Here is a 23828-nt window from a genome sequence, read left to right on the forward strand (position 1 = left end):
GGTCAGCTGCGCGAGTACAGGTGGACGGCGCCGCTGTTCTGTGAGCGCTCACCGAACGAGAAGCCGCCGAGGCTCCAGGGGGCGGCACCGTCTTCCAGGCGCGCACCCACCGCCAGTTGCCGGCCATCGCCCGACAGCGCCAGTGCCGAACCAAACAGGTCACCCGCCCGGGTGCGCTGGGATTTCACATAGTCCGTCTGGCTCCAGCGCTTGCCTTCGCGGGCATACAGGTACACGGCACCGGCCGACGGAACGCTGTTGTCGGACTGGTCCCCATTGAGCCCCGCTGTGGCGCTGGCTTCGTACGCCGCCGAGACGGCCAGCACGCGGCCATCGGCCGAGAGCGCCAGACGCTCACCAAACGCATCGCCCACGTCGGCGTTCGACGCGCGCACACGGGCCTGTTGATGCCACTGGCCGCCCTGTTGCACAAACACGTAGGCGCTGCCGGCCGAGCGCTGCCGTGCCTCGGTGCCGTCCGGCGCGGTCGCGCCCACTGCGAGGGTGGCGCCGTCGGCAGAGAGCAGCACCTGGGAGCCCAGCGGGTTCTGCCGGGTCGCTTCTGCCGACGTCACGATGGCCTGCTCGCGCCAGCCCGCCGCTTCCTGGCGAAACACATGCACAGCGCCCAGCCCCGAGGCGAGTGCACCGGCGGCCAGGGTGAGGCCATCAAAGGAGAGCGCGACGCTGGTGCCCAGGCGGCCACCGGTCTGGGCGTTGGAGGCTTCCAGGACCACCTGTTCCGTCCAGCCCGAGGCACCGTGCTTGAACACGTACACGGCGCCGCTGTCGGCTTGCCGGGCATGCGGCTCGCCACCGTCGTGACGGTGGGCGCTCACGGCCACCGTGTCGCCCCGACCCGAGAGCGAGACGCTCACGCCGAACCAGTCGAAGCTGCCCGCCTTCGATGCCAGCAGGCGCGACTGCAATGCCCAGCCGCCGTCACCGCGACCAAATACGTACACGGTGCCTTGATCACCAGCCAGGGCGGCGTCGGCGCCCGCGCCGTCGTGCGACTCGAAGGGCGCACCGACCGCAAGCCGGCTGCCATCGTCGGACAAGGACAGGCTGTGGCCAAAGCCGCTGCCGGTGGTGGGCACGGTGGCCCGCAGGCGCGCCTGCTCGCGCCAGCCCTGCGGCGTGCGGGTGTAGACGTACACCGCGCCGGCTGCCGGCAAACCGTCGCCCGGGCGGCCCGCCGCTTTCAAATCGGCCCCCACCGCCAGCGTGTTGCCGTCCCGGGAAAGCGCCACGGCCGATCCGTACACATCACCAGCCGCGGCATCGGATGCACTCAGGTGGGACAGATCGACGCGGGTGTTCGCTGCCGGCATGAGCGTGGCGGGCAGGCCCAGACTTTCCAGGGCGGCCACGGAAAACAGCGTGGAGCGCAGGGGCGACGCCGAGTCGCTGGCACAAGCGCTCAACCAGGCGGACACCCCGAGCAGGGGCACGGACACGCAAAGTCGAAAGAGGGAGGTCATGGTGGAGGTCCTGTTGAATCGTCGATCTGCAACGATCCGGCGGTGCCTCGGGCGGTATGCCCTCGCCTGCCAGTCGTTTGGTGGGGCAGATGGTCTTCAATCAGAGCCTCGACAAACATACTCCAAAGGCGTTACAAAATGACCTTTTCAACCGAACTCATGAACTAGTTCTCACGCAATCAGCCCACCGCGCGTGACAAATGTCCACCCCACCGCGTCAGGACTCAACGGCGAACAGCCGGCTGGCCAGAATGTCGGCGGGCATGAGGGTGGTGAGATCGTCGCGCGTGAGTTCGCGGTCCCGATCGACGAACAGCCGGCTGGCCTGGCGCAGCCGGGCCCGGTCGAGCGCGTTGCGCACGCTTCGCGCGTTGGCGAAGTGCGGCAGCGGGATGCGGCGCTGCAGGTAGCTCTCGAACGCCTCGCGCGCACCTTCACCAAAGCGGTAGTTCATCGTGCCGAGCATGCGGTCCGCGATGTCCAGCAACTCGCCTTGACCGTAGTCCGGGAAGTCGAGGTGGTGCGCAATACGGGACGACAGGCCCGGGTTGGACTTGAAGAAGGTGTCCATGCGGTCCTTGTAGCCAGCGAGGATGACCACCAGATCGTCGCGCTGGTTCTCCATCACCTGCAGCAGGATCTCGATCGCTTCCTGTCCGTAGTCGCGCTCGTTCTCGGGGCGGTACAGGTAGTAGGCCTCGTCGATGAAGAGCACGCCGCCCATGGCCTTCTTCAGCACCTCCTTGGTCTTGGGCGCCGTGTGGCCGATGTATTGGCCCACGAGGTCGTCACGCGTGACGCTGACCACGTGCCCCTTTCGCACATAACCCAGACGGTGCAGGATTTCTGCCATGCGCATGGCCACCGTGGTCTTGCCGGTGCCGGGATTGCCGGTGAAGCTCATGTGCAGCGAAGGGGTCTGGGCCTGCAGGCCCAGGTTCAGCCGCAACTTGTCGACCACCAGCAGCGCGGCGATGTCGCGGATGCGTGACTTCACCGGCACGAGACCGATGAGGTCGCGGTCCAGTTCGTCCATCACCGACTCGACCTGACTCTGCGCCAGCACCTCGTTGACCGTGCGCGCGCCGCTCTCGGCGACCACGGGCGACGCAGACACGACTGCGGCAGGCGCTGCCCCCGGGATGTTGTAAGTCGGCGCGTTCATGGCCCCCCCGCCTACTGGCCGTAGCGCTCTGCTTCGGGCGTATCGGTGGCGTAGCTGTGCACCGTGTAGCGCATCGAGCGGCCCCCGATCTCTTGGCGCGACAGGGCAAAGCCCGGCTCCGTGGCGGGCCGGTTGACGATGAAGCTCATCACGATCGACTCGGTGTTGCGCGTCGAGTCGAAGGCCATCATGCGGATGTAATGGTTGGGGAAGGTCTTGCGGCAGGCGTGCAGTTCCACCATCACGCCGGCGGCGTCGTTCAGGTCGAACATCGGATTGCCAAACATCTCCCAATAGGTGTTGCGCGGGTGCGGGTCGTCGGTGTACTCGACGCTCCAGGCGTAGCCCTTCTTCAGGCCGTACTCGATCTGCAGCGCGATCTCGGCGTCGGTCAGGTCGGGGAGAAAACTGAACTGGCCCTGCGTGAGGCGGCCGGTGGGGTTGGTCATCATGATGATTGCTCCTTAGGCGACGGCTGGGGTTACGGCGTAGTCCGACGTGTCGGTGCTGGTGTAGTTGAAGCTGATCTCGCCCCAGGTGTCGAGCGCGGCCTTCAGCGGGCTGCAGCCTTCGGCGGCCTTCCTCAGGATGCTCGGGCCTTCCTCCAGGATGTTCTTGCCTTCGTTTCGCGCCTTGACCATGCACTCCAGCGCCACACGGTTGGCCACGGCGCCAGCCTGAATACCCTGCGGGTGACCGATCGTGCCGCCACCGAACTGCAGCACCACGTCGTCGCCGAAGAGGTCGATCAGTTGGTGCATCTGGCCGGCATGAATGCCGCCGGAGGCCACCGGCATCACCTTTTTCAGGTCGGCCCAGTCCTGGTCGAAGAACAGCCCGCGCTGCAAGTCCTGCTTCGTGTAGCTGTCGCGGCAAACGTTGTAGTAGCCCTGCACCGTCATGGGGTCGCCTTCGAGCTTGCCCACGGCGGTGCCGGTGTGCAGGTGGTCGCAACCTGCCAGGCGCAACCACTTGGCGATCACGCGAAAGCTCACGCCGTGGTTCTTCTGCCGGGTGTAGGTGCCGTGGCCCGCACGGTGCATGTGCATCAGCATGTCGTTGGCACGACACCATTCGGCCATCGACTGGATCGCGGTCCAGCCGATCACCAGGTCGACCATCACGATCACCGACCCCAGCTCCTTCGCAAAATCTGCACGGCGGTACATCTCCTCCATCGTGCCGGCAGTGATGTTCAGGTAGCTGCCCTTGACCTCGCCGGTGGCCGCACTGGCCTTGTTCACCGCGTCCATCACATACAGAAACCGGTCGCGCCAGTGCATGAAGGGCTGCGAGTTGATGTTCTCGTCGTCCTTCATGAAATCCAGCCCGCCCTTCAGGCCTTCGTACACCACGCGACCGTAGTTGCGGCCAGACAGGCCGAGCTTGGGTTTGGTGGTGGCGCCCAACAACGGGCGACCGAACTTGTCCAGACGCTCGCGCTCGACCACCAACCCAGTGGGCGGGCCCTTGAAGGTCTTGACATAGGCCACTGGCACGCGGATGTCTTCCAGACGCGCTGCCTTCAACGGCTTGAAGCTGAACACGTTACCGATCAGGCTGGCCGTCATGTTGGCAATGGAACCTTCTTCGAACAGGATCAGGTCGTAAGCCACCCAGGCAAAGTACTCGCCTGGGCGCCCCGGCACCGGCTCGACCTTGTAGGCCTTGGCGCGGTAGCTGTCGCAGGCTGTGAGTCGATCCGTCCACACCACCGTCCAGGTCGCGGTGCTGGACTCGCCCGCCACCGCGGCCGCCGCTTCCACCGGATCCACGCCGTCCTGCGGGGTGATGCGGAACAGGCACAACGTGTCGGTGTCCTTGATGTCGTAGTCAGGCTGCCAGTAGCCCATCTGGCGGTACTTGAGCACGCCAGCGCTGTAGCGCTTTTTCGCGTCGGTGATGACGCTGCTGGTGTTGTCGGTCACGTTGTCTCCTGGGGTCTGGGTTGTCAAACACAACCCGACTGTAGGAACGACGTCGACTAAGGTAAATTAAAACCTGTTGGCATTTCAGTTAAGAAAAGATTAATCGAAACCTCGATGCTTGGTGCGGCGCCACAGGTCAGCCGTCGGTTTCCACAGCGGTTTGGGCTTCCGGCAAGTGCGAAATCAGCACCTGATCGATGCGCCGGCCATCGAGAACCAGCACCTCGAAACGCCAGCCCGCGCACTCCACGCTGTCGGCCTGGTCGAGCAGGTCGCCCGCCACCGTCTGCATGAGGCCCGCCACCGTGTTGTAGCGGCCCTTGTCCTCGTCCGGCAGTTCGTCGATGTCCAGGCGTGACTTGAGTTCGGCCACCGGCATGGCGCCGTCGATCAACCACGCGCCGTCTTCGCGCTGCGTGGCCCAGGCGTCCACCGCGGCGTGTGGCGAGAGTTCACCGGTGATGGCCTCCAGCATGTCCAGCGGCGTGAGCAGGCCCTGCACCACGCCGTATTCGTCCACCACGAAGACCATGCGCGTGGCGCGTTCGCGGAACTGCTCCAGCAGCTCCATGCCGGTGAGCGTTTCAGGCACGAACACAGCCGGCTGCACATGGCGCATCAGCGTCTCGTTGTTGCCCTCGGCCTGCAGCGCGAGCATGCGCGGCAAGTGAATGACGCCCACCACGTCGTCGAGCCCGCCACGGCACACCGGGTACCACGAGTGGCCGGTGGTCCAGGCACGCTGGACCGCCTCGTTGATGGTGTCCTGCGCGTCCAGCGACTCAATCTCGGAGCGCGGCACCATGATGGAGGTGAGTTGGCGGTCGTCGAGCAGAAACACGTTGCGCACCATCTGGTGCTCGTGCTCCTCGATGATGCCGGCGTCCACGCCCTCTTCCAGGCTGGCATTGATCTCTTCCTCGGTCACGTGCTGCACCGCGTTGGTGTCGATGCGCAGCAGCTTGAGCATGCCCTGCGTGGTGTGCGTGAGCAGCCACACGAAAGGCTTGGCGGCTTTGGCCACGAAGGCCATGGGGCGCGAGACCCAACGCGAGACGGCTTCGGGATACAGCTGGCCGATGCGCTTGGGCACAAGTTCGCCGAAGACGATGGTGATGAAGGTGATGACGACCACCACGATGGCCGTGGACATGATGTTGGCCGTGGCCTCGGTGAGGCCTTGCAACTGCATCCACACGCCGAGATCGTCGCTGAACGCGGCCTCGCCCACGATGCCGTTGAGCATGCCGATGGAGGTGATGCCGACCTGCACCGAGGAGAGGAACTGCGTGGGGTTTTCCAGCAGCTTCAGCGCGGTGATGGAGCCCTTGTCACCGGCCTCGGCCATCGCCGCCAACCGAGCCTTGCGGCTGGACGCCAGTGCCAGCTCGGACATGGCGAACGCACCGTTGAGCAGCGTGAGGAAAACAATGAGGAGGATGTCCATAATCGGCCGATGGCACTTTACATGATTGGGGATGTGCAGGGGTGTGACGAGCCGCTGGGCCGCCTGCTCGACGAGCTGGACTTCTCAGCAAGCCGCGACACGCTGTACCTGCTGGGTGATCTGGTCAACCGCGGACCGGCTTCGCTCAAGGTGTTGCGACGTCTGATCGCACTCGACGGGTCCGCGCACAGTCTGCTGGGCAACCACGACCTCCACTTGCTGGCCGCCGCGCACGGCGTGCGCAAGCCACACCGCGGCGACACGGTGGGCGACATCCTCACCGCACCCGACTGCGACGCCCTGCTCGACTGGCTGCGACAGTGCCCGATGGCGCTGTTTGAACACGGTTGGCTCATGGTGCACGCCGGCGTGTTGCCCCAGTGGGACGTGGCCGACACGATGGCGCGCGCGCGGGAACTGCAAAGCACGCTGCGCAGCCCCGACTGGACCGCTTTCCTCCAGCAGATGTACGGCAACGAGCCAGCCTTGTGGAGCGATTCGCTCAAGGGTTCCGATCGCCTGCGGGTCGTGGTCAATGCGTTCACTCGACTGCGCTTTTGCACTGCGCAGGGTGTCATGGAGTTCGCGAGCACCGAGGGCGCTGATGCCGCGCCACCGGGTTTCATGCCGTGGTTCGACGTCCCGGGCCGGCGCACGGCCGACGTCCCGGTGGCGTTCGGCCACTGGTCGACCTTGGGTGAGGTGAAACGCGAAGGCGTTCTGCCGCTGGACACGGGTTGTGTGTGGGGAGGTTGCCTGACGGCGGCGCGCATCTTGAGCGCGCCCGGCGAGGTGGAGCGCATCGGCGTGCGCTGCGACCAAGCCAGGAAGCCCGGCAAGGGGCTTTGAGCGCGCGCCGCTGAAGGCAGCGCTCAGTCTTCCTGCACCGGCGCAGGAACCGGCTCGGCCACCACCGGTGCGGGTGCGCTCTTGAACAGCGCCGGCACTTTCTTGCGAGATTTGATGTTGGGCGACACGGTGCGCGCCGTGGGACGCGATGCGGCTTCCCACGAAGGTGGTGTGTCACCACTGGCGCTGGGCTCGTAGGGTTTGTCGAACAAGGGGTCGGCCGGGGCACGAGGCGCGCGCACGGGGCGGCTGACCGGGGCGGTGCGGCCTTCGCTACGCGATTCGCCGCGGAATTCGCGATCGCGCGGCGGGCGGCTCTCGCGGGGTTCGCGGCGCTCTTCACCCTCGGGGGTCTGCCAGGCGCGCTGGCCGTCGTTGAAGCGGCCCGCAGGACGTTTGTCCGCTTCGAGTTCGAGGGCCTCGAGTTCGAGCTTCTTGCCCAGCAGTTTTTCCAGGTCACCCATCAGGCGCGCGTCGCGCGCGCTCACGAACGACACCGCCAGGCCTGAAGCACCGGCACGGCCCGTGCGACCGATGCGGTGCACATAGTCTTCGGCGTTGAACGGGATGTCGAAGTTGAACACCGCAGGCACATCCTTGATGTCAAGACCGCGCGCGGCCACGTCGGTGCAGACCAGCAAGTCCACCGCGCCGCTCTTGAAGGCTTCGAGCGCCTTGAGGCGTTCGTCCTGGCTCTTGTCGCCATGCAGGGCGGTGGTGTTCAGGCCCTCGCGCTCCAGCGAACGCGCCAGTCTCGCGCAGCCCAGCTTGCTGTTGACAAACACGAAGGCCTGCTTGAGGCCGCGCTCGGCCAGGATCTTCTTGAGCACGCCGCGCTTGTCGTCGTCGTCGACGCTGTAGAAATGCTGCTCCACGGTGGAAGCGGTGGCATTGGAGCGCGCCACTTCGATCGTCACCGGGTCCTGCAGGTAGCTGCCGGCCAGGCGCTTGATCTCGGTGGAGAAAGTGGCCGAGAACAGCAGCGTGGTGCGCTGCTTGGGCAGGTAGGAGAGGATGCGCTGGAGGTCGGGCAGGAAACCGATGTCGAGCATGCGGTCGGCTTCGTCGAGCACCACGTATTCAACCTGGTTGAGCACGCAGTTCTTGGCTTCGATGTGGTCCAGCAGGCGGCCCGGTGTGGCCACCAGAACCTCCACGCCCTTTTTCAGTTCGGCCGTCTGCGGCTTCATGTCCATGCCGCCGAACACCACCATGCTGCGCAGCTGGGTGTACTTGGCATACAGCTTGACCTGCTCGGCCACCTGGTCGGCCAGTTCGCGTGTGGGCAGCAGCACCAGGGCGCGCACGGGGTGGCGCGCGGGCGATGTGGAAGCGTTCTCGTGCTTCATCATGCGTTGCAGCAGGGGCAGCGTGAAGGCTGCTGTCTTGCCGGTGCCGGTCTGGGCGGCGCCCATCACGTCACGGCCTTGCAACACCACGGGAATCGCCTGGGCCTGGATCGGCGTCATGGTCTCGTAGCCCATTTCGGCCACGGCACGCTCGATGGCGGGAGAGAGGGACAGTTCAGAAAAAGATTGGGTCATGGGCATCGAAGTTAGCCCGGTATTGTCGCACTTTGACTGTTTTTCGCCCAAGTCCGCGAGATCGCCACTCAGAGTGCCGTCGACTTGAAGGTGTCACAGGCCTGCACGCTTCCTGTCTTGAGGCCACTGTTGAACCAGCGCTGGCGCTGCTCGCTTGTGCCGTGGGTGAAGCTGTCGGGCACGATTTGCCCCTGACTTTTGCGCTGCAGGGCATCGTCGCCGATGGCGGCGGCCGCGTTCATGGCCTCTTCCACGTCACCGGGCTCCAGGATGGCGCCGGTCTTCTGGTTGTGGTGTGCCCAGATGCCGGCAAAGCAGTCGGCCTGCAACTCGACGCGCACCGACATGGCGTTGAACTCACGCTGGCTCACCTTGCCGCGCATCTCGTCCATCTTGCCAGTGATGCCCAGCAGGTTCTGCACATGGTGACCCACTTCGTGCGCGATCACGTAGGCCTGCGCGAAGTCGCCCGGGGCGCCGAGCTGGTTGCGCAGCGTGTCGTAGAAAGCGAGGTCGATGTAGACCTTCTGGTCACCCGGGCAGTAGAACGGCCCCATGGCCGACTGGCCCGTGCCGCAGGCTGTGGGCGTGGCGCCTCGAAACAGCACCAGGCGCGGTTTCTGGTAGGTCGATCCGGCCTGCTGGAACATGGGGTCCCACACGTCTTCGGTGCCGCCCAGCACCGAGGCCACGAAGCGGCCCATGTCGTCGGTGGGTGCCTGGGTCGGGCCCTGGGTGGTCTCCACCTGGGCGGACGGCGACATGTCACCGCCACTGAGTGCCCCCAGGATGGTCAGGGGATTGATGCCGAAGATCCAGCCGGCCACCAGAGCCACGGCGATGGTGCCCACGCCGATGCCACGCCCGCCGATACCCCGGCCGCCCCCGAAGCCACCGCCCGGTTGCGAGCGCCGGTCCTCGACCTGATCGGACTCGCGGTTGTTTTCCCATTTCATGCTGCGTCTCCTGGGCAGCGGGAGTCGCTGCGCGGCCCATTATCCGGCCACCACACCTCAGGCGGTGGCCGTCTGGCAGGCGCTGGTCTGGCGGCCTTGAAAGTCGGTCCAGCAGCGGCGATTGAAATCGTAGAGCTTGCAGCGGCGCGCGGTGTCGAAGTACCAGCGCCACGAGAAACGCTGCACCGTGATGCGCCCGGGCAAGGCGTCTTCCAGCAGTTGCTGCGCACCCTCCAGTTTGTAGAGCGGGATGCTCATGTCCACATGGTGCGCGGTGTGCTCCATGATGTGGTGCAGCAGTGCGCCGATGCGCCAGGGAAAGGTGAGGTGCACCGTGGTCGACACGAATGGCGCGGCGCGCGCCCAGGCGGCCTTGTCGTCGTGCCACTGCACGGCGGTGTGGGTGTGGTGCACATAGACCACGAAACCGATCATGGCGTTCCAGAACAGGAAGGGCACGCCGAAGCCCAGGCCCACGAGCCAAGCGACCGACTGATCAGTGGCCAGGGCGGATGCCACCAATGCGCCGATCCACACGGCGGCCGTGGCCACCACGATCAGGCCGTCCCACACAAACTCGGCACGACGCGTGCCCAGGTAGGTCTTGTGCGGAAAGAACATGCGCTTCCACCACATCTCCACCAGGTAGTAGGCTGCCGGGCCCCAGCCGCTGCGGTAGAGGCGCTCCAGGGTGCGCTGACCAGGGCTCAGGGCATCGAACTCGGCGCGGGTCAGCGGCGCCCAGACGAAATCCACGCCCTTGAGGTTGGTGTAGCCGTGGTGCACCACGTTGTGCCCCACCTCCCACAGGCTGTAGGGCGTGAGCGAGGGCAGCATGGCGATGCGGCCGAGCACCCGGTTGAGCCCACGGTGCGGCGTGTAGCTCTGGTGGCAGGCGTCGTGGCCGATGATGAACAGCCGCCCGATCATGAAGCCCGCAGCCAGGCCACACAGCAGCTTGGCCCACCAGGCCGACAGCATCACGGTGGCCACCATCAGCGCGGCAAAGATCATCCAGTCAAGCGCCAGCAAGGCGATGGCGCGCGCGGTGCGGCGTTCGACGATGGGTGTGAGCCAGCTGCGGATCACCTTGCGGTGTGGCAGTGGCTGACAGGCGGGAATGGGGTCGGGCGAAGAGTGGAAGACGGGATTGCTGGACATGGCAACCGATGCTACTGGCGCACTTCCCGTGAGGCCTTGATACAAGTCAAGCCATCGGCGAAGGAACGACAGTCCAGAACACCGCGGAACCGGCATTGCCGGGCCGCAGGTGTTGCCCCCTGAGGGGGTCGCGCGCAGCGCGGCGGGGGTGGGCCTTGTTCAAGCCTTGGGCAACGTCACCCCGGTCTGCCCTTGGTACTTGCCGCCACGGTCCTTGTAGCTGACCTCGCAGACATCGTCCTTGTCGCTTTCGAAGAACAGCACCTGGGCGCAGCCTTCGCCCGCGTAGATCTTGGCCGGTAATGGCGTGGTGTTGCTGAACTCCAGCGTCACGTAACCTTCCCACTCGGGCTCGAAGGGCGTGACGTTGACGATGATGCCGCAGCGCGCGTAGGTGCTCTTGCCCAGGCAGATGGTGAGCACATTGCGCGGGATGCGGAAGTACTCCATGGTGCGCGCCAGCGCGAAACTGTTGGGCGGGATGACGCAGACATCCTTGTTGATGTCGACGAAGCTGTTCTCGTCGAAATTCTTCGGATCGACCACCGTGCTGTGGATGTTGGTGAACACCTTGAATTCGGGCGCGCAGCGGATGTCGTAGCCGTAGCTGCTGGTGCCGTAGCTGATCACCTTCTTGCCATCGACCGCCCGCACCTGCCCGGGCTCGAAGGGTGAAATCAGGCCGTGTTCTTCGGCCATGCGGCGGATCCATTTGTCGCTTTTGATGCTCATGGGGCGCGATTGTAGGGATTCAGAACATGGCCCCGCCAGACAGGTCCAACGCAGTAACCCCGCGAACTTCCCGGAATTTCAGTAATTACTGAAAACTCAGGCCGGCAACGGTACAGTGGCGCCCATGCCCTTGCAAGACCACCTCCCTCCCCTCAACCGCGAATTCGTTGCCCACTTCGGAGAAATGGGGAGCAAGTGGGGCATCAACCGCACCGTTGGCCAGATCTACGCCCTGCTCTTCATCTCGCCGCAGGCGCTCAACGCCGACGACATCGCCGAGACGCTGGAGTTCTCGCGTTCCAACGTGAGCATGGGCTTGAAAGAACTGCAGGCCTGGCGCCTGGTGCGCCTGCGCCACCAGCCGGGCGACCGGCGCGAATACTTCGAAGCCCCGGCCGACGTGTGGGAGATCTTCCGCGTGCTGGCCGAGGAGCGCCGCCGCCGCGAAGTGGAGCCCACGTTGTCGATGCTGCGCACGGCCCTGCTGGAGCAACCCGGCAGCGACGCCGAGCGCCACGCCCAGGCCCGCATGCGCGAGATGCACGACCTGATCGACCGCCTCATGACCTGGTTCGACGACGTGCAGAAGCTCGCGCCCGAGACCGCAATGCAGCTCATGGGCATGGGCTCCACGGTCACCAAGGTGCTTGAGTTCAAGGATCGACTCACCGGCAAGTCGCCCACGCGCAAGGCGCCTCAAAAAGATCCGCTCGACCACGCGGCCTGACCACCTGCGCCTTCCGATCCACCCGCACCGGACATCTCCATGGACGCCTTGATCCTGTCGCGAATGCAGTTCGCAGCCAACATCAGCTTTCACATTCTGTTCCCGACGATCACGATCGCGCTGGGCTGGTTCCTGTTGTATTTCCGGATACGACATATCCGCACGCAAGACCCGGCGTGGGAAGAGGCGTACTACTTCTGGACCAAGGTGTTCGCGCTGTCGTTCGCGCTCGGCGTGGTCTCGGGTCTGGTCATGAGTTTCCAGTTCGGCACGAACTGGCCGGGCTTCATGGAAAAGACCGGGGACATCTCTGGGCCCTTGCTCGGCTACGAGGTGATCACCGCGTTCTTTCTCGAGGCGAGCTTCCTCGGCATCATGCTCTTCGGGCGAGGGCGGGTGAGCGCGCGCGTGCACCTGATCGCCACCTTCCTCGTCGCGTTCGGCACCACCCTCTCGGCGTTCTGGATCCTGAGCTTGAACTCGTGGATGCAGACGCCCGCCGGCTTCGAGATCGTCGACGGGAAGTTCATACCGGTCGATTGGCTGGCCGTGGTCTTCAACCCCTCCTTCCCCTACCGCCTCGCGCACAAGTTGCTCGCTTCCACGCTCACCGCTTCGTTTCTCATTGCGGGCCTGAGCGCCTGGCAGCTCATCAAGGGCAGCGCCACCGGAGGCACGCACAAGGCCTTGCGCACGGCCGTGATGGCTGCTGCGGCCGCGATCCCGCTGCAATTCGTCGCGGGCGACCTGCACGGCCTGAACACGCTGGAGCATCAACCCGCCAAGATCGCCGCGCTGGAGGGCATCTGGCACACCGAGAAGAGCGCGCCACTGACGCTGTTCGGCATTCCGGACGAGGCTGCGGGCGTCACGCATTACGCGGTGAAGATCCCGAAGATGGCCAGCCTGATCCTCGCGCACGACATGGACGCCGAACTCAAGGGCCTCAATGAATTCCCCGGCGCGCATCCGCCGGTGGCACCGATCTTCTGGGCCTTCCGCGTGATGGTCGGCGTGGGCACCCTGATGCTGATGGTGGCCTGGGCATCAGCCTGGCTGCTGTGGCGCAGACGCCGCGAAACCGCACCGGGCGAGGTGGCGTTGCCGCGAGCCGCGCTCTACGTGCTGGCCGCCATGACCTTCTCAGGGTGGCTGGCCACGCTCTCGGGTTGGTACGTCACCGAGATCGGTCGCCAGCCCTTCATCGTGTATGGCCATCTGCGCACAGCCGAGGTGGCCACCAGCCTGCCTTCCCCCATGATCGCGACCACCCTGACCGCCTACCTGATCGTGTACGGCCTGCTGCTCGTCACCTACGTGGGGGTGCTGAAGTACATGGCCGAACACCCGTTCAAGCACGCCCCCGAAGCCCCCCACGGCGCCGAACTCGGCAAAGCCGGCGTCTGAACGAGCGAGAACACACCATGAACACGACCTGGGCCGAAGTGCTCCCACTCATCTTTCTCGCCGTGATGGGCCTGGCCCTGCTGGCCTATGTGGTCCTCGATGGCTACGACCTCGGCGTGGGCCTGCTGTTGCCGCTGGCCACCAGCAAGGAACAAAAGGACACCATGATCTCGAGCATCGGGCCGTTCTGGGACGCCAACGAGACCTGGCTGGTGCTGGGCGTGGGGGTGCTGCTCGTGGCGTTTCCATTTGCGCACGGTCTGGTGCTGCAGGCGCTGTACCTGCCGGTGGCGGTGATGCTGATCGGCCTGATCCTGCGCGGCGTGGCGTTCGACTTTCGCGTCAAGGCACCGACGCGCTACCTGCCGTTCTGGAACCGCGCCTTCTTCATCGGCTCGCTTCTGGCGAGTACCTCGCAGGGCTGGATGCTGGGCAGCTACATCACGGGTTTCGACAGCGGCTGGCTGGGCCTGACGTTCAGCCTGGGCATTGCAATCACCCTGCCCGCGGCCTACATCCTGCTCGGCGCGGGCTGGTTGATCATGAAAACCGAAGGCGAGCTGCAGGAACACGCGGTGGGTTGGGCAAGGCGCGTTTTGTGGCCCATGGGCGTTGCGCTGGTGGCGATTTCGTTGGCCACACCGCTGGTGAACGCTGGCGTGGTGGCCAAATGGTTCAGCGTGCCCGAGGTGTTTGCCCTGATGCCGATTCCATTGAGCTGCGCGATCGCCTTCTTCGCGGTGCGCTGGGTGGTGACACATCCGGATGTGGTGAAGGCGGGCTACGGCTGGGTGGTGTTCGCGTCCACAGTGCTGATCTTCGTGCTGGCCTTCTTCGGTCTGGCCTACAGCATCTTCCCCGACATCGTCATCGGCCGCATGACGGTCTGGGAAGCGGCCATCTCCACCGGTTCGCTCACCGTGATCTTTGTGGGCGTGGCGATCACGTTGCCGATGATCATCGTCTACACGATCTACATGTATCGGGTGTTCTGGGGGAAAGCCAGAGATCTCACGTACACCTGAACCGGCTGATCGTCAGCGCCCGGCGATCACCGTGCGTTCAATCACCCTGTCATCACCCAGCACGATGAGCGCAAACAGCAGCTCGTCGAGGCTGTTGGCCTGGGATGTCTTGCGGGCCAGCAGCGGTGTGGCCTGGGGATTCAGCACCACGAAGTCGGCTTCGTTCCCAGGTTGCAGGTTGCCCACCACACCGGTCAGTCCGAGCGCGCGCGCCGCACCCGCCGTGTGTTGCCACCAGAGCTGGCCCGGCGTGAGGCTCAGCCCGGCCTTGCTCTGGCCTTCGCGGCCCACGCAGTACGCCGCCAGCATGGTGTGGAATGGCGAAAAACTGGTGCCACCGCCCACGTCGCTCGCCAGTCCGTAACCCATGCCCGCCGCGTCGGCCGCTGCAAAGTCAAAGAAGCCGCTGCCCAGAAACAGGTTGCTCGTGGGGCTCACCGCCGCCACCGCGCCGGTCTGCGCCATGAGCGCGCGGTCGGCGGCATCGAGGTGGATGCAGTGCGCGTACACCGCACGCTCGCGCAGCAGACCGAAATCGCCATACACACCCAGGTAGCTGCGCGCCTGGGGAAACAGCTCGGCCGCCCAGCGCACTTCGTCCACGTTTTCCGCCACGTGCGACTGGATCCACACGTCGGGGTACTTCGCGGCCAGGTCGCCCGCACCACGCAGCTGCGCCGGTGTGCTGGTGGGCGCGAAGCGCGGCGTGATGGCATAGCCCAGTCTGTCCACGCCGTGCCAGCGCTGGATCAATTCCTCGGTGTCGATCAGGCTCTGTTCGGTGTCGTCGCGAACGCCATCGGGGCTGTGGCGGTCCTGCAGCACCTTGCCGGTGATGAAACGCAGGCCACGGCGCTGCGCTTCTTCAAACGCCGCGTTCACCGAAGCCGGATGCGAGGTGGCAAAGGTCAGCGCGGTGGTCACGCCATGGCGACCCAGTTCATCGAAGAAGAAGCTGGCCACCTCCCCCGCATGATCGACGTCCTTGAACCGCGACTCGTGCGGAAAGGTGTAGTTCTCCAGCCAGGGCAGCAGACCCGCTGCCGGCGCACCGATCACATCCGTCTGCGGATAGTGGATGTGCATGTCCACAAAACCCGGCGCAATGATCTTGCCGCTCAGGTCTTCCACGGCCACACCGGGGAAGCGGTCGATCAGCGTGGCGTGGTCACCCACGGCACGCACGACCGATTGACCCTTGGCGTCCGGCCCCACGACCAGCAGGCCATCGGCCTCGAACACGGGAGACTGGTCGTCGGCAAAACGCAGGAGGGACGCTCGGTAGGCTTTCATGGAAACGAGCTTAGTGCCATGAAGAGCGCCCGACATACCGAAAGGGACATGACGGTCATCGATCCATCTTGGCCAGCGCGCCCTCGGCCAGCCACTTCATGCCCAGAATCTCGGGGTCGGTGAGCGACTGCCCCGCGGCAATCGCCATGCGACCTTCGTTGTCACGCACACCGCTGGCGCTGGCGAACACCTGCAGCCGGCCAGCCGCCATGTCGGCCTGGCGCGCCAGCACCTCGTTGCGCACGGAGGCCGGCACCTTGCTGCCAAAACCGTCGACGCGGATCATGCCGTCCTTCACACCACCCCACACGCTGCCGCTCTGCCAGGTGCCATCGAGCACGGCCTGCACGCGGCGCGTGTAGTAGTCACCCCAGAGGTGGGTCACGGCCACGATCTGCGCGTCAGGGGCGAACTGGCGCATGTCGGAGTGGTAGGCCACGGCCAGCTTGCCGCGCTCTTGCGCGGCGGTCATCACGGCGGTGGAGCCGGTGTGAAAGGCCAGCACCTCGGCGCCCTGGTTCATGAGGGTCATGGCCGCGTCGCGCTCGCGCGGCGGGTTGAACCACTCACCCAGGAACACCACACGCACCGTGGCCTTGGGGTTGACCGAGCGCATGCCCAGCGTGAAGGCGTTGATGCCCTGGATCACCTCAGGGATGGGAAAGCCCGCCACATAACCGGCCTGCGTGGCCATGCGGCCGGCGGCCACACCGGCCAGATAGCGGCCTTCGTAGTAGCGCGCGTTCGCCGTGGCCACGTTGGGCGCGGTCTTGTAACCGGTGATGGACTCGAACTTCACATCAGGGAACTCGCGCGCCACCTTGAGCGTGGGCTCCATGTAGCCAAAGCTCGGCGTGAAGATGATGCGGTGGCCCTGCTGCGCCAGGTCGCGAATCACGCGCTCGGCGTCCGCCCCTTCGGGCACGTTCTCGACAAAGCGGGTCTCCACGCGGCTGCCCAGCGCGGTCTGCACCGCCAGACGCCCCTGCTCGTGCTGGCGCACCCAGCCTGCGGGCGTGAGGGGTGCGACATAGACGAACGCGGCCTTCAGCGGCGTGGGCGCCGGGGCTTGTGCGTGGGTGGAAAAGGGAATGGAAAAACTGGCAGCCGCCAGTGCGCAGGCGCACCGGGCCACGAGGTTTTTGTACATGGTGGTCCTCTACATGGCTTCCGTGAATGAAAACGCGAGCCGGGGAAGCACCGGGCTCGCGAGATGAGGATTTTAGGCTATCGCGTTGTCCAGCAAGGCCATCAGCTCAGCACGGCGTGCATCGCTCACGAAGCTGGCCTCGAAGCTGTTGCGTGCCAGCGTGATCACATCCTCTCGCGACAGATCGAGGGCCTGCACCGTCTGCACGAAGTTGGCGTTCATGTAGCCGCCAAAGTAGGCCGGGTCGTCGCTGTTGACGGTGGCGCACAGGCCGGCGTCGAGCAAGCGCTTCATCGGGTGGTCCTTCAGGTCGTTGACCACGCAGAGCTTGAGGTTGGACAACGGGCACACGGTGAGCGGCGTGCGGCGCCTGGCGAGCTCGGCCACGAGAACGGGATCTTCGAGCGAACGCACGCCGTGGTCGATGCGTTCGGTCTTCAGATCGTTGAGCGCTTCCCAAATGTAGGCCGGCGGCCCCTCTTCACCCGCGTGCGCAACGATGCGCAGCCCGAGTTCGCGGCAACGCGCGAACACGCGCGAGAACTTCGCTGGCGGGTGGCCCACCTCGCTCGAATCCAGGCCCACGCCGATGAAGTGCTCGCGGTAGGGCAGCGCAGCTTCGAGCGTGGCAAACGCCTCTTCTTCACTGAGGTGACGCAGGAAACAAAGGATCAATGAGGCACTGATGCCGAGTTCGGCCTGCGCGCGATCGCAGGCGCTGGACAGGCCCTGGATCACGGTGGCCATGGGCACGCCGCGCGCTGTGTGGGTTTGCGGGTCGAAGAACAGTTCGGCGTGCACGACGTTGTCCGCCTTGGCATGCAGGAAGTAGGCCCAGGCCATGTCGTGGAAATCAGCCTCGTGCAGCAGCACGCTGGCACCCGCGTAGTAAATGTCCAGAAAACTCTGCAGGTTGGCGAAGGCGTAGGCCTCGCGCAGCGCCTCCACACTCGCACAGGGCAGGCTCAGGCCGTTGCGCTGTGCCAGCGCGAAGATCAGTTCGGGCTCCAGCGAGCCCTCAATGTGGATGTGCAGCTCGGCCTTGGGGATGGCGGCGGCGAGTTGGGCAGCGGTCATGGTCATAGCAATGCTTTCAACAGGTACCCAGGGATATCTCAAGGCGTTTCAGATAGCGGCGGTAGGCGCTCGACACGCGGTCGGCAGGCCCGTGCACTTCGGTGATGGGCTGGGTGCGGCCGATGGGCAGGGAGCGCGGTGTCTGCGACTCCACCACCGGGCGGTCTTGCGCAAACACCGTGTCCTGGAATTCGACCAGTTCCTGGTCGCTCGACGTATCGCCCTGGGTGGCCATCACGAACCAGGCGGTGCATGTCGTGTCGCTGTTCGGGCGGATGAAGAGTGCGATCGCGTTGCTCACCGGGTCGCCCGCGCTGGCGTCCTTGCGCAGGATGGCGGCAAAAGGGTGTGGCACGTCGTAGCGGTAGTCGATCCATGCGCCCTCGTCGGCCCCGGCGTAGGCGCGGGGTTGCCAGGCACGTGCGCCAGCCACCCCCAGCGCGTCAGCGCCCTCCTCGACTCGGCCGATCTCAACCTGCGCGTGGCTGCGTTCGCCCAACCAGCCTTCGTGCACGAAACCAAAATGGCTGAGATCCAGGAAATTTTCCACCAGGCGCGGCGCACTGGTGTTGAGTTCGTAGGGGCCGCAGACGACGCGTCGCCATGCGGGGTCTTCAGCAACGGCGAACACGGGCGGTTCATCGAGCGCGCCGCGCGAGGGCTGCGGCGTCTGAAGCCGCACCCACACCAGCCCGAAACGCTCACGTGCCTCGAACACCGTGGCCGCGTGGCCGGCGGGCGGCGTGAAATCGGGCGCTGCCGGGATGAGCTGGCACTGGCCGCTGTGGCCGAACTGCCAGCCGTGGTACGGGCACTCCAGGCGGGCGCCATGCACGCCGATCAACACGCGGCCCAGCGAGAGTCGGGCGCCGCGGTGCGGACATTGGTCGGCCCAGGCGTGCACCCGGTCTCCATCGTGCGTGTGCTCGCGCCACAACACCAGCGGCTGCCCGAGCAGCCCGCAGGCCACAGGCGCTTCACGCACCTGATTTGAGGTGATCACCGGATGCCAGAGTTGCTGTTCGATCATGAGGGTCTCATTCAAGCAGGAAAGCCGCCCGGAGGCGGCTTTCTTTCGCAGAGCGCGTCGCGCAGGATCAGTTCGGGACCTTGCCTTCGACGCCCTTGACGTAAAACTTCACGCCACCGAGAAACTTGTCGTCGGCGACCACGTCCTTGGCCAGCACTTCCTTGCCATCCTGACCCAGGATCGGGCCTTTCCAGATGGAGAAGCTGCCGTCCTTCAAGCCTGCGCGGACGGTGTCGACCTTGGCCTTGACTTCAGCAGGCACGTCTTCGGCCACCGAGACCATGTCGATCGCACCCTCTTTCACGCCCCACCACACGCCACCGGTGGCCCAGGTGCCGTCGAGCGCGTCCTTGGTGGCCTTGATGTAGTAAGGCGCCCAGTTGATGACGGCCGAACCCAGGTGGGCCTTGGGGCCGTAGGCGGTCATGTCGGAATCCCAGCCGAAAGCGCGCTTGCCCAGCTTTTCGGCGGTCTGCAGCACGGCCGACGAATCGGTGTTCTGGAACAGAATATCGGCGCCACCGTTGATCAGCGAGGTCGCGGCTTCGGTTTCCTTCGGTGGATCGAACCAGCCGTTGACCCAGACCACGTTGGTCGTGACCTTGGGGTTCACCGACTGCGCGCCCAAGGTGAAGCTGTTGATGTTGCGGATCACTTCAGGGATTGGAATCGACGCCACGATGCCGAGCTTGTTGCTCTTGGTCATGCCGCCTGCGATCACGCCGGCCATGTACGCGCCTTCGTAGGTGCGGCTGTCGTAGGTGCGCATGTTCTCGGCGGTCTTGTAGCCGGTGGCGTGCTCGAACTTCACGTCCTTGAAGTCGGGCGCCACCTTGAGCATGGGCTCCATGTAGCCGAAGGTGGTGCCGAAGATCAGCTTGTTGCCCTGGCTGGCCAGATCGCGGATCACGCGCTCGGCGTCGGCGCTCTCGGGCACGTTCTCCACGAAGCTGGTGACGACCTTGTCACCGAACTCTTTTTCAACCGCCTTGCGGCCGTTGTCGTGCGCAAACGTCCATCCGCCGTCACCCACCGGTCCGACGTAGGCAAACGCGATCTTCAGCGGCTCTGCCTTGGGCGCTTCGGCAACGGCGGGGGCTGGCGCCGGTGCGGGCGCGACTTCTTCCTTCTTGCCGCAGCCGATCAGCACGGCGCTGGCCAGCGCGCTCAGTGCGGCGACCTTCATCAGGGAACGTTTGCTCAGATCTGTCATGGATGAACCTCAGGGTTGGGAGGGTGGTGGAACGGAAACGGAAACAAAAATGGACAGCCGGTTCAGCCGAACCCCGTAGGGTATCTGCACAGGCGGATTTTTCAAGAAAGTTCGTTGCAAATTATGCGCCCGGGTAGAACGGTTTCCCGATGGAAGTCGGCATGTTGATGCGGATCCAGGTCGGGTTGCGGGAGATCAGCACCAGCACCACGATGGTGGCCAGGTACGGCATCATGGTCAGGAACTGGCTGGGCACGTTCACGCCGATGCCCTGCAGATGAAACTGCAGCATGGTCACGCCGCCAAACAAGTAGGCCCCCAGCAGCACACGCGCAGGCCGCCAGGTGGCAAACGTGGTGAGCGCCAGCGCGATCCAGCCCTTGCCGGCGATCATGCCCTCGACCCACAGCGGCGTGTACACGGTGGACACATACGCACCCGCCAGACCACACAGCGCGCCACCGGCCATCACCGCCATCAGGCGGATGCGGCGCACCGGGTAACCCAGTGCATGGGCCGACTCGGGGCTTTCGCCCACGCTGCGCAACACCAGGCCGGAGCGCGTGCGGTAGAGGAACCAGATGAGCGCGAACACCAGTGCCACACAGGCATAGACCATGGGGTGGTGGCGGAACAGCGCCGAGCCCAGCAGCGGGATGTCGGACAGGAAGGGAATCGCGAACTGGCTTTGTTCGGGCAGTTTTTCCTGCACGTAGCGCGAGCCGGCAAAGGCCGAGAAGCCGGCGCCGAACAGGCTGAGCGCCAGGCCCGTGGCGTACTGGTTGGTGTTGAGCCAGATCACCAGGCCGCCGAAGATGGCCGCCAGCAGCGCGCCAGCGACCATGCCGGCGGCAAAGCCCAGCGCCGTGCTGCCGGTGTGCACCACGGTGGCAAAACCGGCCAGCGCGGCGCACAGCATCATGCCCTCGGCGCCCAGGTTGACGATGCCGGCCTTCTCGTTGATCAACAGTCCCAGCGAAGCGATGGCCAGCACGGTGCCCGCGTTGAGCGAGGCGGCGAAGAGCAGTGCGATGGATTCCATGATCATTTCTTCCAGACGAGGCGGTAAGCAATCAAGGTGTCGCAGGCCAGCAGGGCAAACAGCAGCAGCCCCTGGAACACCCCGGTGATCGATTTCGGCAACCCCAGGCGCGACTGCGCGAGCTCACCGCCGATGTAGAACATGCTCATGAGGATGGCCGAAAACACGATGCCCACTGGGTGCAGCCGGCCCACGAAGGCCACGATGATGGCCGCGAAACCATAGCCCGCCGGCACGTACGGCGTGAGCTGGCCGATGGGCCCGGCCACCTCCAGACCACCCGCCAGCCCGGCCGCGCCGCCCGAGACCAGCAAGGCCGTCCACAGCGCCTTGCGCGACGAGAACCCCGCGTAGCGCGCTGCAGCTGGCGCAAGACCGCCAACGAGCTGTGCGTAGCCCGCATAGGTGCGGAACAGAAACACCCACACCGCACCCACACCGGCCAGCGCAAGCAGCAGGCCGATGTTCACGCGCGATCCGTCCATCAGCCGCGGGATCTGCGTCACCGCCTCGAAGGTCTTGGTCTGCGGAAAGTTGTAGCCCTGCGGATCTTTCCACGGGCCGTAGACGAGGAAGTTGAGCACCTGCACGGCCACATAGACCAGCATCAGGCTCACCAGGATCTCGTTGGCGTTGAAACGGTCGCGCAGCAGCGCCACGATGCCGGCCCACACCATACCGCCGATCACGCCGGCCGCCAGCACCGCCGGCACGATCCACGGTCCGGTCGACTTGTCGGCGGTGAGCGCCACCCCGGCCGCGAAGATCGCGCCCAGGATGTACTGCCCTTCCGCGCCGATGTTCCACACGTTGGAGCGGAAACACACGGCCAGACCGAGCGCGATGATCAGCAGCGGTGTGGCCTTGACCATGAGTTCGGAGAGCGCGTAGGTGCTCTTGACCGGCTCCCAGAAAAACACCTGCAGGCCGCGCACCGGGTCCTTGCCCAGCACCGCGAACAGGATCACGCCGATGACCACCGTGATGGCGAGCGCCAGCAGCGGCGACGCATAGCCCCAGCCTTTGGACGGCTGTGGACGGACTTCAAGCCGCAGCATGGGCGGTCTCCTTCTTGTTGTTCTGTGGGTCGTCCCAGAGGCCCGACATCCATTCACCGATGCGCTCGATCGTCGCGTCTGCCCGGTTCAGGCTGGGCGAGAGCCGCCCCTTGGCAATCACATGCAGCCGGTCGCTGATCTCGAAGAGTTCGTCGAGCTCTTCGCTCACCACCAGCACCGCGCAACCCGCGTCGCGCAGCGCCAGGATCTCGCCCCGGATCTGCGCCGCCGCCCCCACGTCCACACCCCAGGTCGGCTGGCTCACGATCAGCAACTTGGGCCTGGCCTCGATCTCACGCCCGACGATGAACTTCTGCAGGTTGCCGCCCGAGAGCGACTTGGCCGCCGCGTCCGGCCCGTTGGCCTTCACGTTGTAGCGCGCGATCACCTCCGCCGCCTGCTTGCGCAAAGCGCCCACCTTGATCCAGCCGCCCGCGCCCAGCGCGTCGTTGCGCGAGAGCAGCAGGTTGTGCGCCAGCGACAGCGTGGGCACGGCACCGCGCCCCAGGCGTTCCTCGGGCACAAAATGCAGGCCCAACGCGCGGCGCCTGCCGGGGCTCAGGCGCGACACATCATGGCTGCCCATGCGGATGCTCTGTGCCGGTGCGCGGGTGACTTCGCCCGAGAGGCAATACAAGAGCTCGCTCTGACCGTTGCCCGACACACCCGCGATGCCCACCACCTCGCCCGCGCGCACCGTGAGCGCGATGTTGGCCAGGTGGGTGCCGAAGGGATCGTCGCTGGCCAGCGTGAGGCCGCTCACATCCAGCACCGACGCACCGGCGTGCAATTCACGCACGTTGAGCGCCGGCGGCTCGGCGCCGATCATCAGGCGCGAGAGCGAGGCGTTGCTCTCCTGGCGCGGGTCGCACACGCCGGTGACCTTGCCGCCGCGCAACACCGTGCAGGCATCGCACAGCTCCCGGATCTCGTGCAGCTTGTGGCTGATGTAGAGGATGCTGCAGCCCTGCGCCGCCAGCAGCCGCAACACGACGAAGAGTTTTTCGACCGCCTGAGGCGTGAGCACCGAAGTGGGTTCGTCCAGGATGAGCAATTGCGGGCGCGTGAGCAGCGCGCGGATGATCTCCACCCGCTGCATCTCACCCACGCTCAGCGTGTGCACCGGGCGCGAGGGGTCGATGTCCAGTCCGTACTCGGCCGCCTTGGCGGTGATGCTCGCGCTCACCTCGTGCAGCGTGAGTGACTTGTCCAGCCCCAGCCAGACGTTCTCGGCCACGGTCAGCGTGTCGAACAGGCTGAAATGCTGGAACACCATGCTGATGCCCAGCGCTCGCGCCTCCTGCGGGTTGCGAATGTGCACTGGCTGGCCGTTGAAGGTGACCGTGCCCTCGTCGGGCTTGACCGAGCCGTAGATGATCTTCATCAGCGTGGATTTGCCGGCGCCGTTCTCGCCCAGCACGGCGTGCACCGAGCCGGGCTGCACGGTGAGCGAAACGCCGCTGTTGGCCACCACGCCGGGATAGCGCTTGGTGATGCCACTGAGTTGCAGTCGGGTGGTAGTCATGCGTCTCCTTCTTTT

Annotated in this window: 21 protein-coding genes; 4 read left to right on the top strand and 17 right to left on the bottom strand. The window is 65.4% G+C overall.

All coding sequences use genetic code 11. The features are described from left to right. Positions 1–2 precede the first annotated feature (2 nt). From ASE11_RS14185 to ASE11_RS14205, 5 genes are all read right to left on the bottom strand, one after another. Positions 3–1484 (bottom strand): FG-GAP repeat protein, encoded by a 1482-nt coding sequence (locus tag ASE11_RS14185; RefSeq protein ID WP_056272630.1) that lies wholly within the window; start codon positions 1482–1484, stop codon positions 3–5. A 217-nt stretch (positions 1485–1701) separates the two neighbouring features. After that, complete coding sequence (gene cbbX, locus ASE11_RS14190; RefSeq protein ID WP_082585745.1) at positions 1702–2649, bottom strand: CbbX protein; 948 nt, start codon at positions 2647–2649, stop codon at positions 1702–1704. A gap of 11 nt (positions 2650–2660) precedes the next feature. Further along, the gene (locus ASE11_RS14195) at positions 2661–3101 is read right to left on the bottom strand and encodes a ribulose bisphosphate carboxylase small subunit (RefSeq protein WP_056272633.1); all 441 of its coding nucleotides are present in this window, start codon (positions 3099–3101) and stop codon (positions 2661–2663) included. 12 nt (positions 3102–3113) lie between these two features. Next, a complete protein-coding gene (locus ASE11_RS14200; protein WP_056272636.1) occupies positions 3114–4577 on the bottom strand; it encodes a form I ribulose bisphosphate carboxylase large subunit in 1464 nt (487 codons plus the stop codon). A 136-nt stretch (positions 4578–4713) separates the two neighbouring features. Beyond that, positions 4714–6024 carry a hemolysin family protein gene (locus tag ASE11_RS14205; RefSeq protein WP_056272639.1) on the bottom strand — a complete coding sequence of 437 codons (1311 nt, stop codon included), beginning with the start codon at positions 6022–6024 and terminating at the stop codon, positions 4714–4716. A gap of 9 nt (positions 6025–6033) precedes the next feature. On the opposite strand from ASE11_RS14205, the gene ASE11_RS14210 reads away from it, so the two are divergent. Continuing rightward, positions 6034–6873: a symmetrical bis(5'-nucleosyl)-tetraphosphatase gene (locus ASE11_RS14210; RefSeq protein WP_056272642.1), complete on the top strand. Its 840-nt coding sequence runs from the start codon at positions 6034–6036 to the stop codon at positions 6871–6873. Positions 6874–6896: 23 nt separating this feature from the next. Here the strand turns inward: ASE11_RS14210 and ASE11_RS14215 are convergent, their stop codons facing one another. The 4 genes from ASE11_RS14215 to dcd all read right to left on the bottom strand — a co-directional run bounded on the left by ASE11_RS14215 (position 6897) and on the right by dcd (position 11266). Continuing rightward, the gene (locus tag ASE11_RS14215) at positions 6897–8417 is read right to left on the bottom strand and encodes a DEAD/DEAH box helicase (protein ID WP_056274180.1); all 1521 of its coding nucleotides are present in this window, start codon (positions 8415–8417) and stop codon (positions 6897–6899) included. Between the two features lie 68 nt (positions 8418–8485). Further along, positions 8486–9373, bottom strand: a complete 888-nt coding sequence (locus tag ASE11_RS14220; protein WP_056272645.1) for a neutral zinc metallopeptidase — start codon at positions 9371–9373, stop codon at positions 8486–8488. Between the two features lie 57 nt (positions 9374–9430). Then, the gene (locus ASE11_RS14225; protein ID WP_056272646.1) at positions 9431–10534 is read right to left on the bottom strand and encodes a fatty acid desaturase; all 1104 of its coding nucleotides are present in this window, start codon (positions 10532–10534) and stop codon (positions 9431–9433) included. Positions 10535–10693: 159 nt separating this feature from the next. Continuing rightward, the gene (dcd, locus tag ASE11_RS14230; RefSeq protein ID WP_056272648.1) at positions 10694–11266 is read right to left on the bottom strand and encodes a dCTP deaminase; all 573 of its coding nucleotides are present in this window, start codon (positions 11264–11266) and stop codon (positions 10694–10696) included. A gap of 124 nt (positions 11267–11390) precedes the next feature. On the opposite strand from dcd, the gene ASE11_RS14235 reads away from it, so the two are divergent. From ASE11_RS14235 to ASE11_RS14245, 3 genes are read left to right on the top strand one after another with little or no spacing between them, the layout of a single operon-like run. Continuing rightward, positions 11391–11993, top strand: a complete 603-nt coding sequence (locus tag ASE11_RS14235) for a GbsR/MarR family transcriptional regulator (protein WP_056272650.1) — start codon at positions 11391–11393, stop codon at positions 11991–11993. A gap of 39 nt (positions 11994–12032) precedes the next feature. Then, positions 12033–13400, top strand: a complete 1368-nt coding sequence (locus tag ASE11_RS14240; RefSeq protein ID WP_056272653.1) for a cytochrome ubiquinol oxidase subunit I — start codon at positions 12033–12035, stop codon at positions 13398–13400. A 17-nt stretch (positions 13401–13417) separates the two neighbouring features. After that, complete coding sequence (locus ASE11_RS14245) at positions 13418–14425, top strand: cytochrome d ubiquinol oxidase subunit II (protein WP_056272655.1); 1008 nt, start codon at positions 13418–13420, stop codon at positions 14423–14425. Between the two features lie 12 nt (positions 14426–14437). On the opposite strand, the gene guaD is transcribed toward ASE11_RS14245, so the two are convergent. The 8 genes from guaD to ASE11_RS14285 form a co-directional block, all read right to left on the bottom strand. Beyond that, the gene (gene guaD, locus ASE11_RS14250) at positions 14438–15718 is read right to left on the bottom strand and encodes a guanine deaminase (RefSeq protein WP_056272656.1); all 1281 of its coding nucleotides are present in this window, start codon (positions 15716–15718) and stop codon (positions 14438–14440) included. A 55-nt stretch (positions 15719–15773) separates the two neighbouring features. Then, the gene (locus ASE11_RS14255) at positions 15774–16868 is read right to left on the bottom strand and encodes a BMP family ABC transporter substrate-binding protein (protein ID WP_056272659.1); all 1095 of its coding nucleotides are present in this window, start codon (positions 16866–16868) and stop codon (positions 15774–15776) included. Between the two features lie 72 nt (positions 16869–16940). Next, the gene (locus ASE11_RS14260) at positions 16941–17945 is read right to left on the bottom strand and encodes an adenosine deaminase (protein WP_082585788.1); all 1005 of its coding nucleotides are present in this window, start codon (positions 17943–17945) and stop codon (positions 16941–16943) included. A 16-nt stretch (positions 17946–17961) separates the two neighbouring features. Beyond that, a complete protein-coding gene (locus ASE11_RS14265) occupies positions 17962–18975 on the bottom strand; it encodes an aromatic ring-hydroxylating oxygenase subunit alpha (RefSeq protein ID WP_056272663.1) in 1014 nt (337 codons plus the stop codon). 67 nt (positions 18976–19042) lie between these two features. Then, complete coding sequence (locus ASE11_RS14270; protein ID WP_056272665.1) at positions 19043–20188, bottom strand: BMP family ABC transporter substrate-binding protein; 1146 nt, start codon at positions 20186–20188, stop codon at positions 19043–19045. Between the two features lie 121 nt (positions 20189–20309). Further along, complete coding sequence (locus ASE11_RS14275) at positions 20310–21230, bottom strand: ABC transporter permease (RefSeq protein ID WP_056274182.1); 921 nt, start codon at positions 21228–21230, stop codon at positions 20310–20312. A 2-nt stretch (positions 21231–21232) separates the two neighbouring features. Beyond that, on the bottom strand, positions 21233–22288 hold the full coding sequence (locus ASE11_RS14280; RefSeq protein ID WP_056272668.1) for an ABC transporter permease: 1056 nt from the start codon (positions 22286–22288) through the stop codon (positions 21233–21235). Next, complete coding sequence (locus ASE11_RS14285; protein ID WP_056272670.1) at positions 22275–23813, bottom strand: ABC transporter ATP-binding protein; 1539 nt, start codon at positions 23811–23813, stop codon at positions 22275–22277. The genes ASE11_RS14280 and ASE11_RS14285 overlap by 14 nt, the downstream gene beginning before the upstream one ends. Between the last annotated feature and the right edge of the window lie 15 nt (positions 23814–23828).

It is taken from the genome of Hydrogenophaga sp. Root209, from assembly GCF_001428625.1.
Lineage (GTDB): Bacteria > Pseudomonadota > Gammaproteobacteria > Burkholderiales > Burkholderiaceae_C > Hydrogenophaga.

Bases quoted from the DNA above. Each gene is read 5' to 3' on its own strand.
- ASE11_RS14185 (WP_056272630.1), bottom strand. From the start codon at position 1,484: ATGACCTCCCTCTTTCGACTTTGCGTGTCCGTGCCCCTGCTCGGGGTG.
- cbbX (WP_082585745.1), bottom strand. From the start codon at position 2,649: ATGAACGCGCCGACTTACAACATCCCGGGGGCAGCGCCTGCCGCAGTC.
- ASE11_RS14195 (WP_056272633.1), bottom strand. From the start codon at position 3,101: ATGATGACCAACCCCACCGGCCGCCTCACGCAGGGCCAGTTCAGTTTT.
- ASE11_RS14205 (WP_056272639.1), bottom strand. From the start codon at position 6,024: ATGGACATCCTCCTCATTGTTTTCCTCACGCTGCTCAACGGTGCGTTC.
- ASE11_RS14210 (WP_056272642.1), top strand. From the start codon at position 6,034: ATGGCACTTTACATGATTGGGGATGTGCAGGGGTGTGACGAGCCGCTG.
- ASE11_RS14215 (WP_056274180.1), bottom strand. From the start codon at position 8,417: ATGACCCAATCTTTTTCTGAACTGTCCCTCTCTCCCGCCATCGAGCGT.
- ASE11_RS14220 (WP_056272645.1), bottom strand. From the start codon at position 9,373: ATGAAATGGGAAAACAACCGCGAGTCCGATCAGGTCGAGGACCGGCGC.
- ASE11_RS14225 (WP_056272646.1), bottom strand. From the start codon at position 10,534: ATGTCCAGCAATCCCGTCTTCCACTCTTCGCCCGACCCCATTCCCGCC.
- dcd (WP_056272648.1), bottom strand. From the start codon at position 11,266: ATGAGCATCAAAAGCGACAAATGGATCCGCCGCATGGCCGAAGAACAC.
- ASE11_RS14235 (WP_056272650.1), top strand. From the start codon at position 11,391: ATGCCCTTGCAAGACCACCTCCCTCCCCTCAACCGCGAATTCGTTGCC.
- ASE11_RS14240 (WP_056272653.1), top strand. From the start codon at position 12,033: ATGGACGCCTTGATCCTGTCGCGAATGCAGTTCGCAGCCAACATCAGC.
- ASE11_RS14245 (WP_056272655.1), top strand. From the start codon at position 13,418: ATGAACACGACCTGGGCCGAAGTGCTCCCACTCATCTTTCTCGCCGTG.
- guaD (WP_056272656.1), bottom strand. From the start codon at position 15,718: ATGAAAGCCTACCGAGCGTCCCTCCTGCGTTTTGCCGACGACCAGTCT.
- ASE11_RS14255 (WP_056272659.1), bottom strand. From the start codon at position 16,868: ATGTACAAAAACCTCGTGGCCCGGTGCGCCTGCGCACTGGCGGCTGCC.
- ASE11_RS14260 (WP_082585788.1), bottom strand. From the start codon at position 17,945: ATGACCGCTGCCCAACTCGCCGCCGCCATCCCCAAGGCCGAGCTGCAC.
- ASE11_RS14265 (WP_056272663.1), bottom strand. From the start codon at position 18,975: ATGATCGAACAGCAACTCTGGCATCCGGTGATCACCTCAAATCAGGTG.
- ASE11_RS14270 (WP_056272665.1), bottom strand. From the start codon at position 20,188: ATGACAGATCTGAGCAAACGTTCCCTGATGAAGGTCGCCGCACTGAGC.
- ASE11_RS14275 (WP_056274182.1), bottom strand. From the start codon at position 21,230: ATGGAATCCATCGCACTGCTCTTCGCCGCCTCGCTCAACGCGGGCACC.
- ASE11_RS14280 (WP_056272668.1), bottom strand. From the start codon at position 22,288: ATGCTGCGGCTTGAAGTCCGTCCACAGCCGTCCAAAGGCTGGGGCTAT.
- ASE11_RS14285 (WP_056272670.1), bottom strand. From the start codon at position 23,813: ATGACTACCACCCGACTGCAACTCAGTGGCATCACCAAGCGCTATCCC.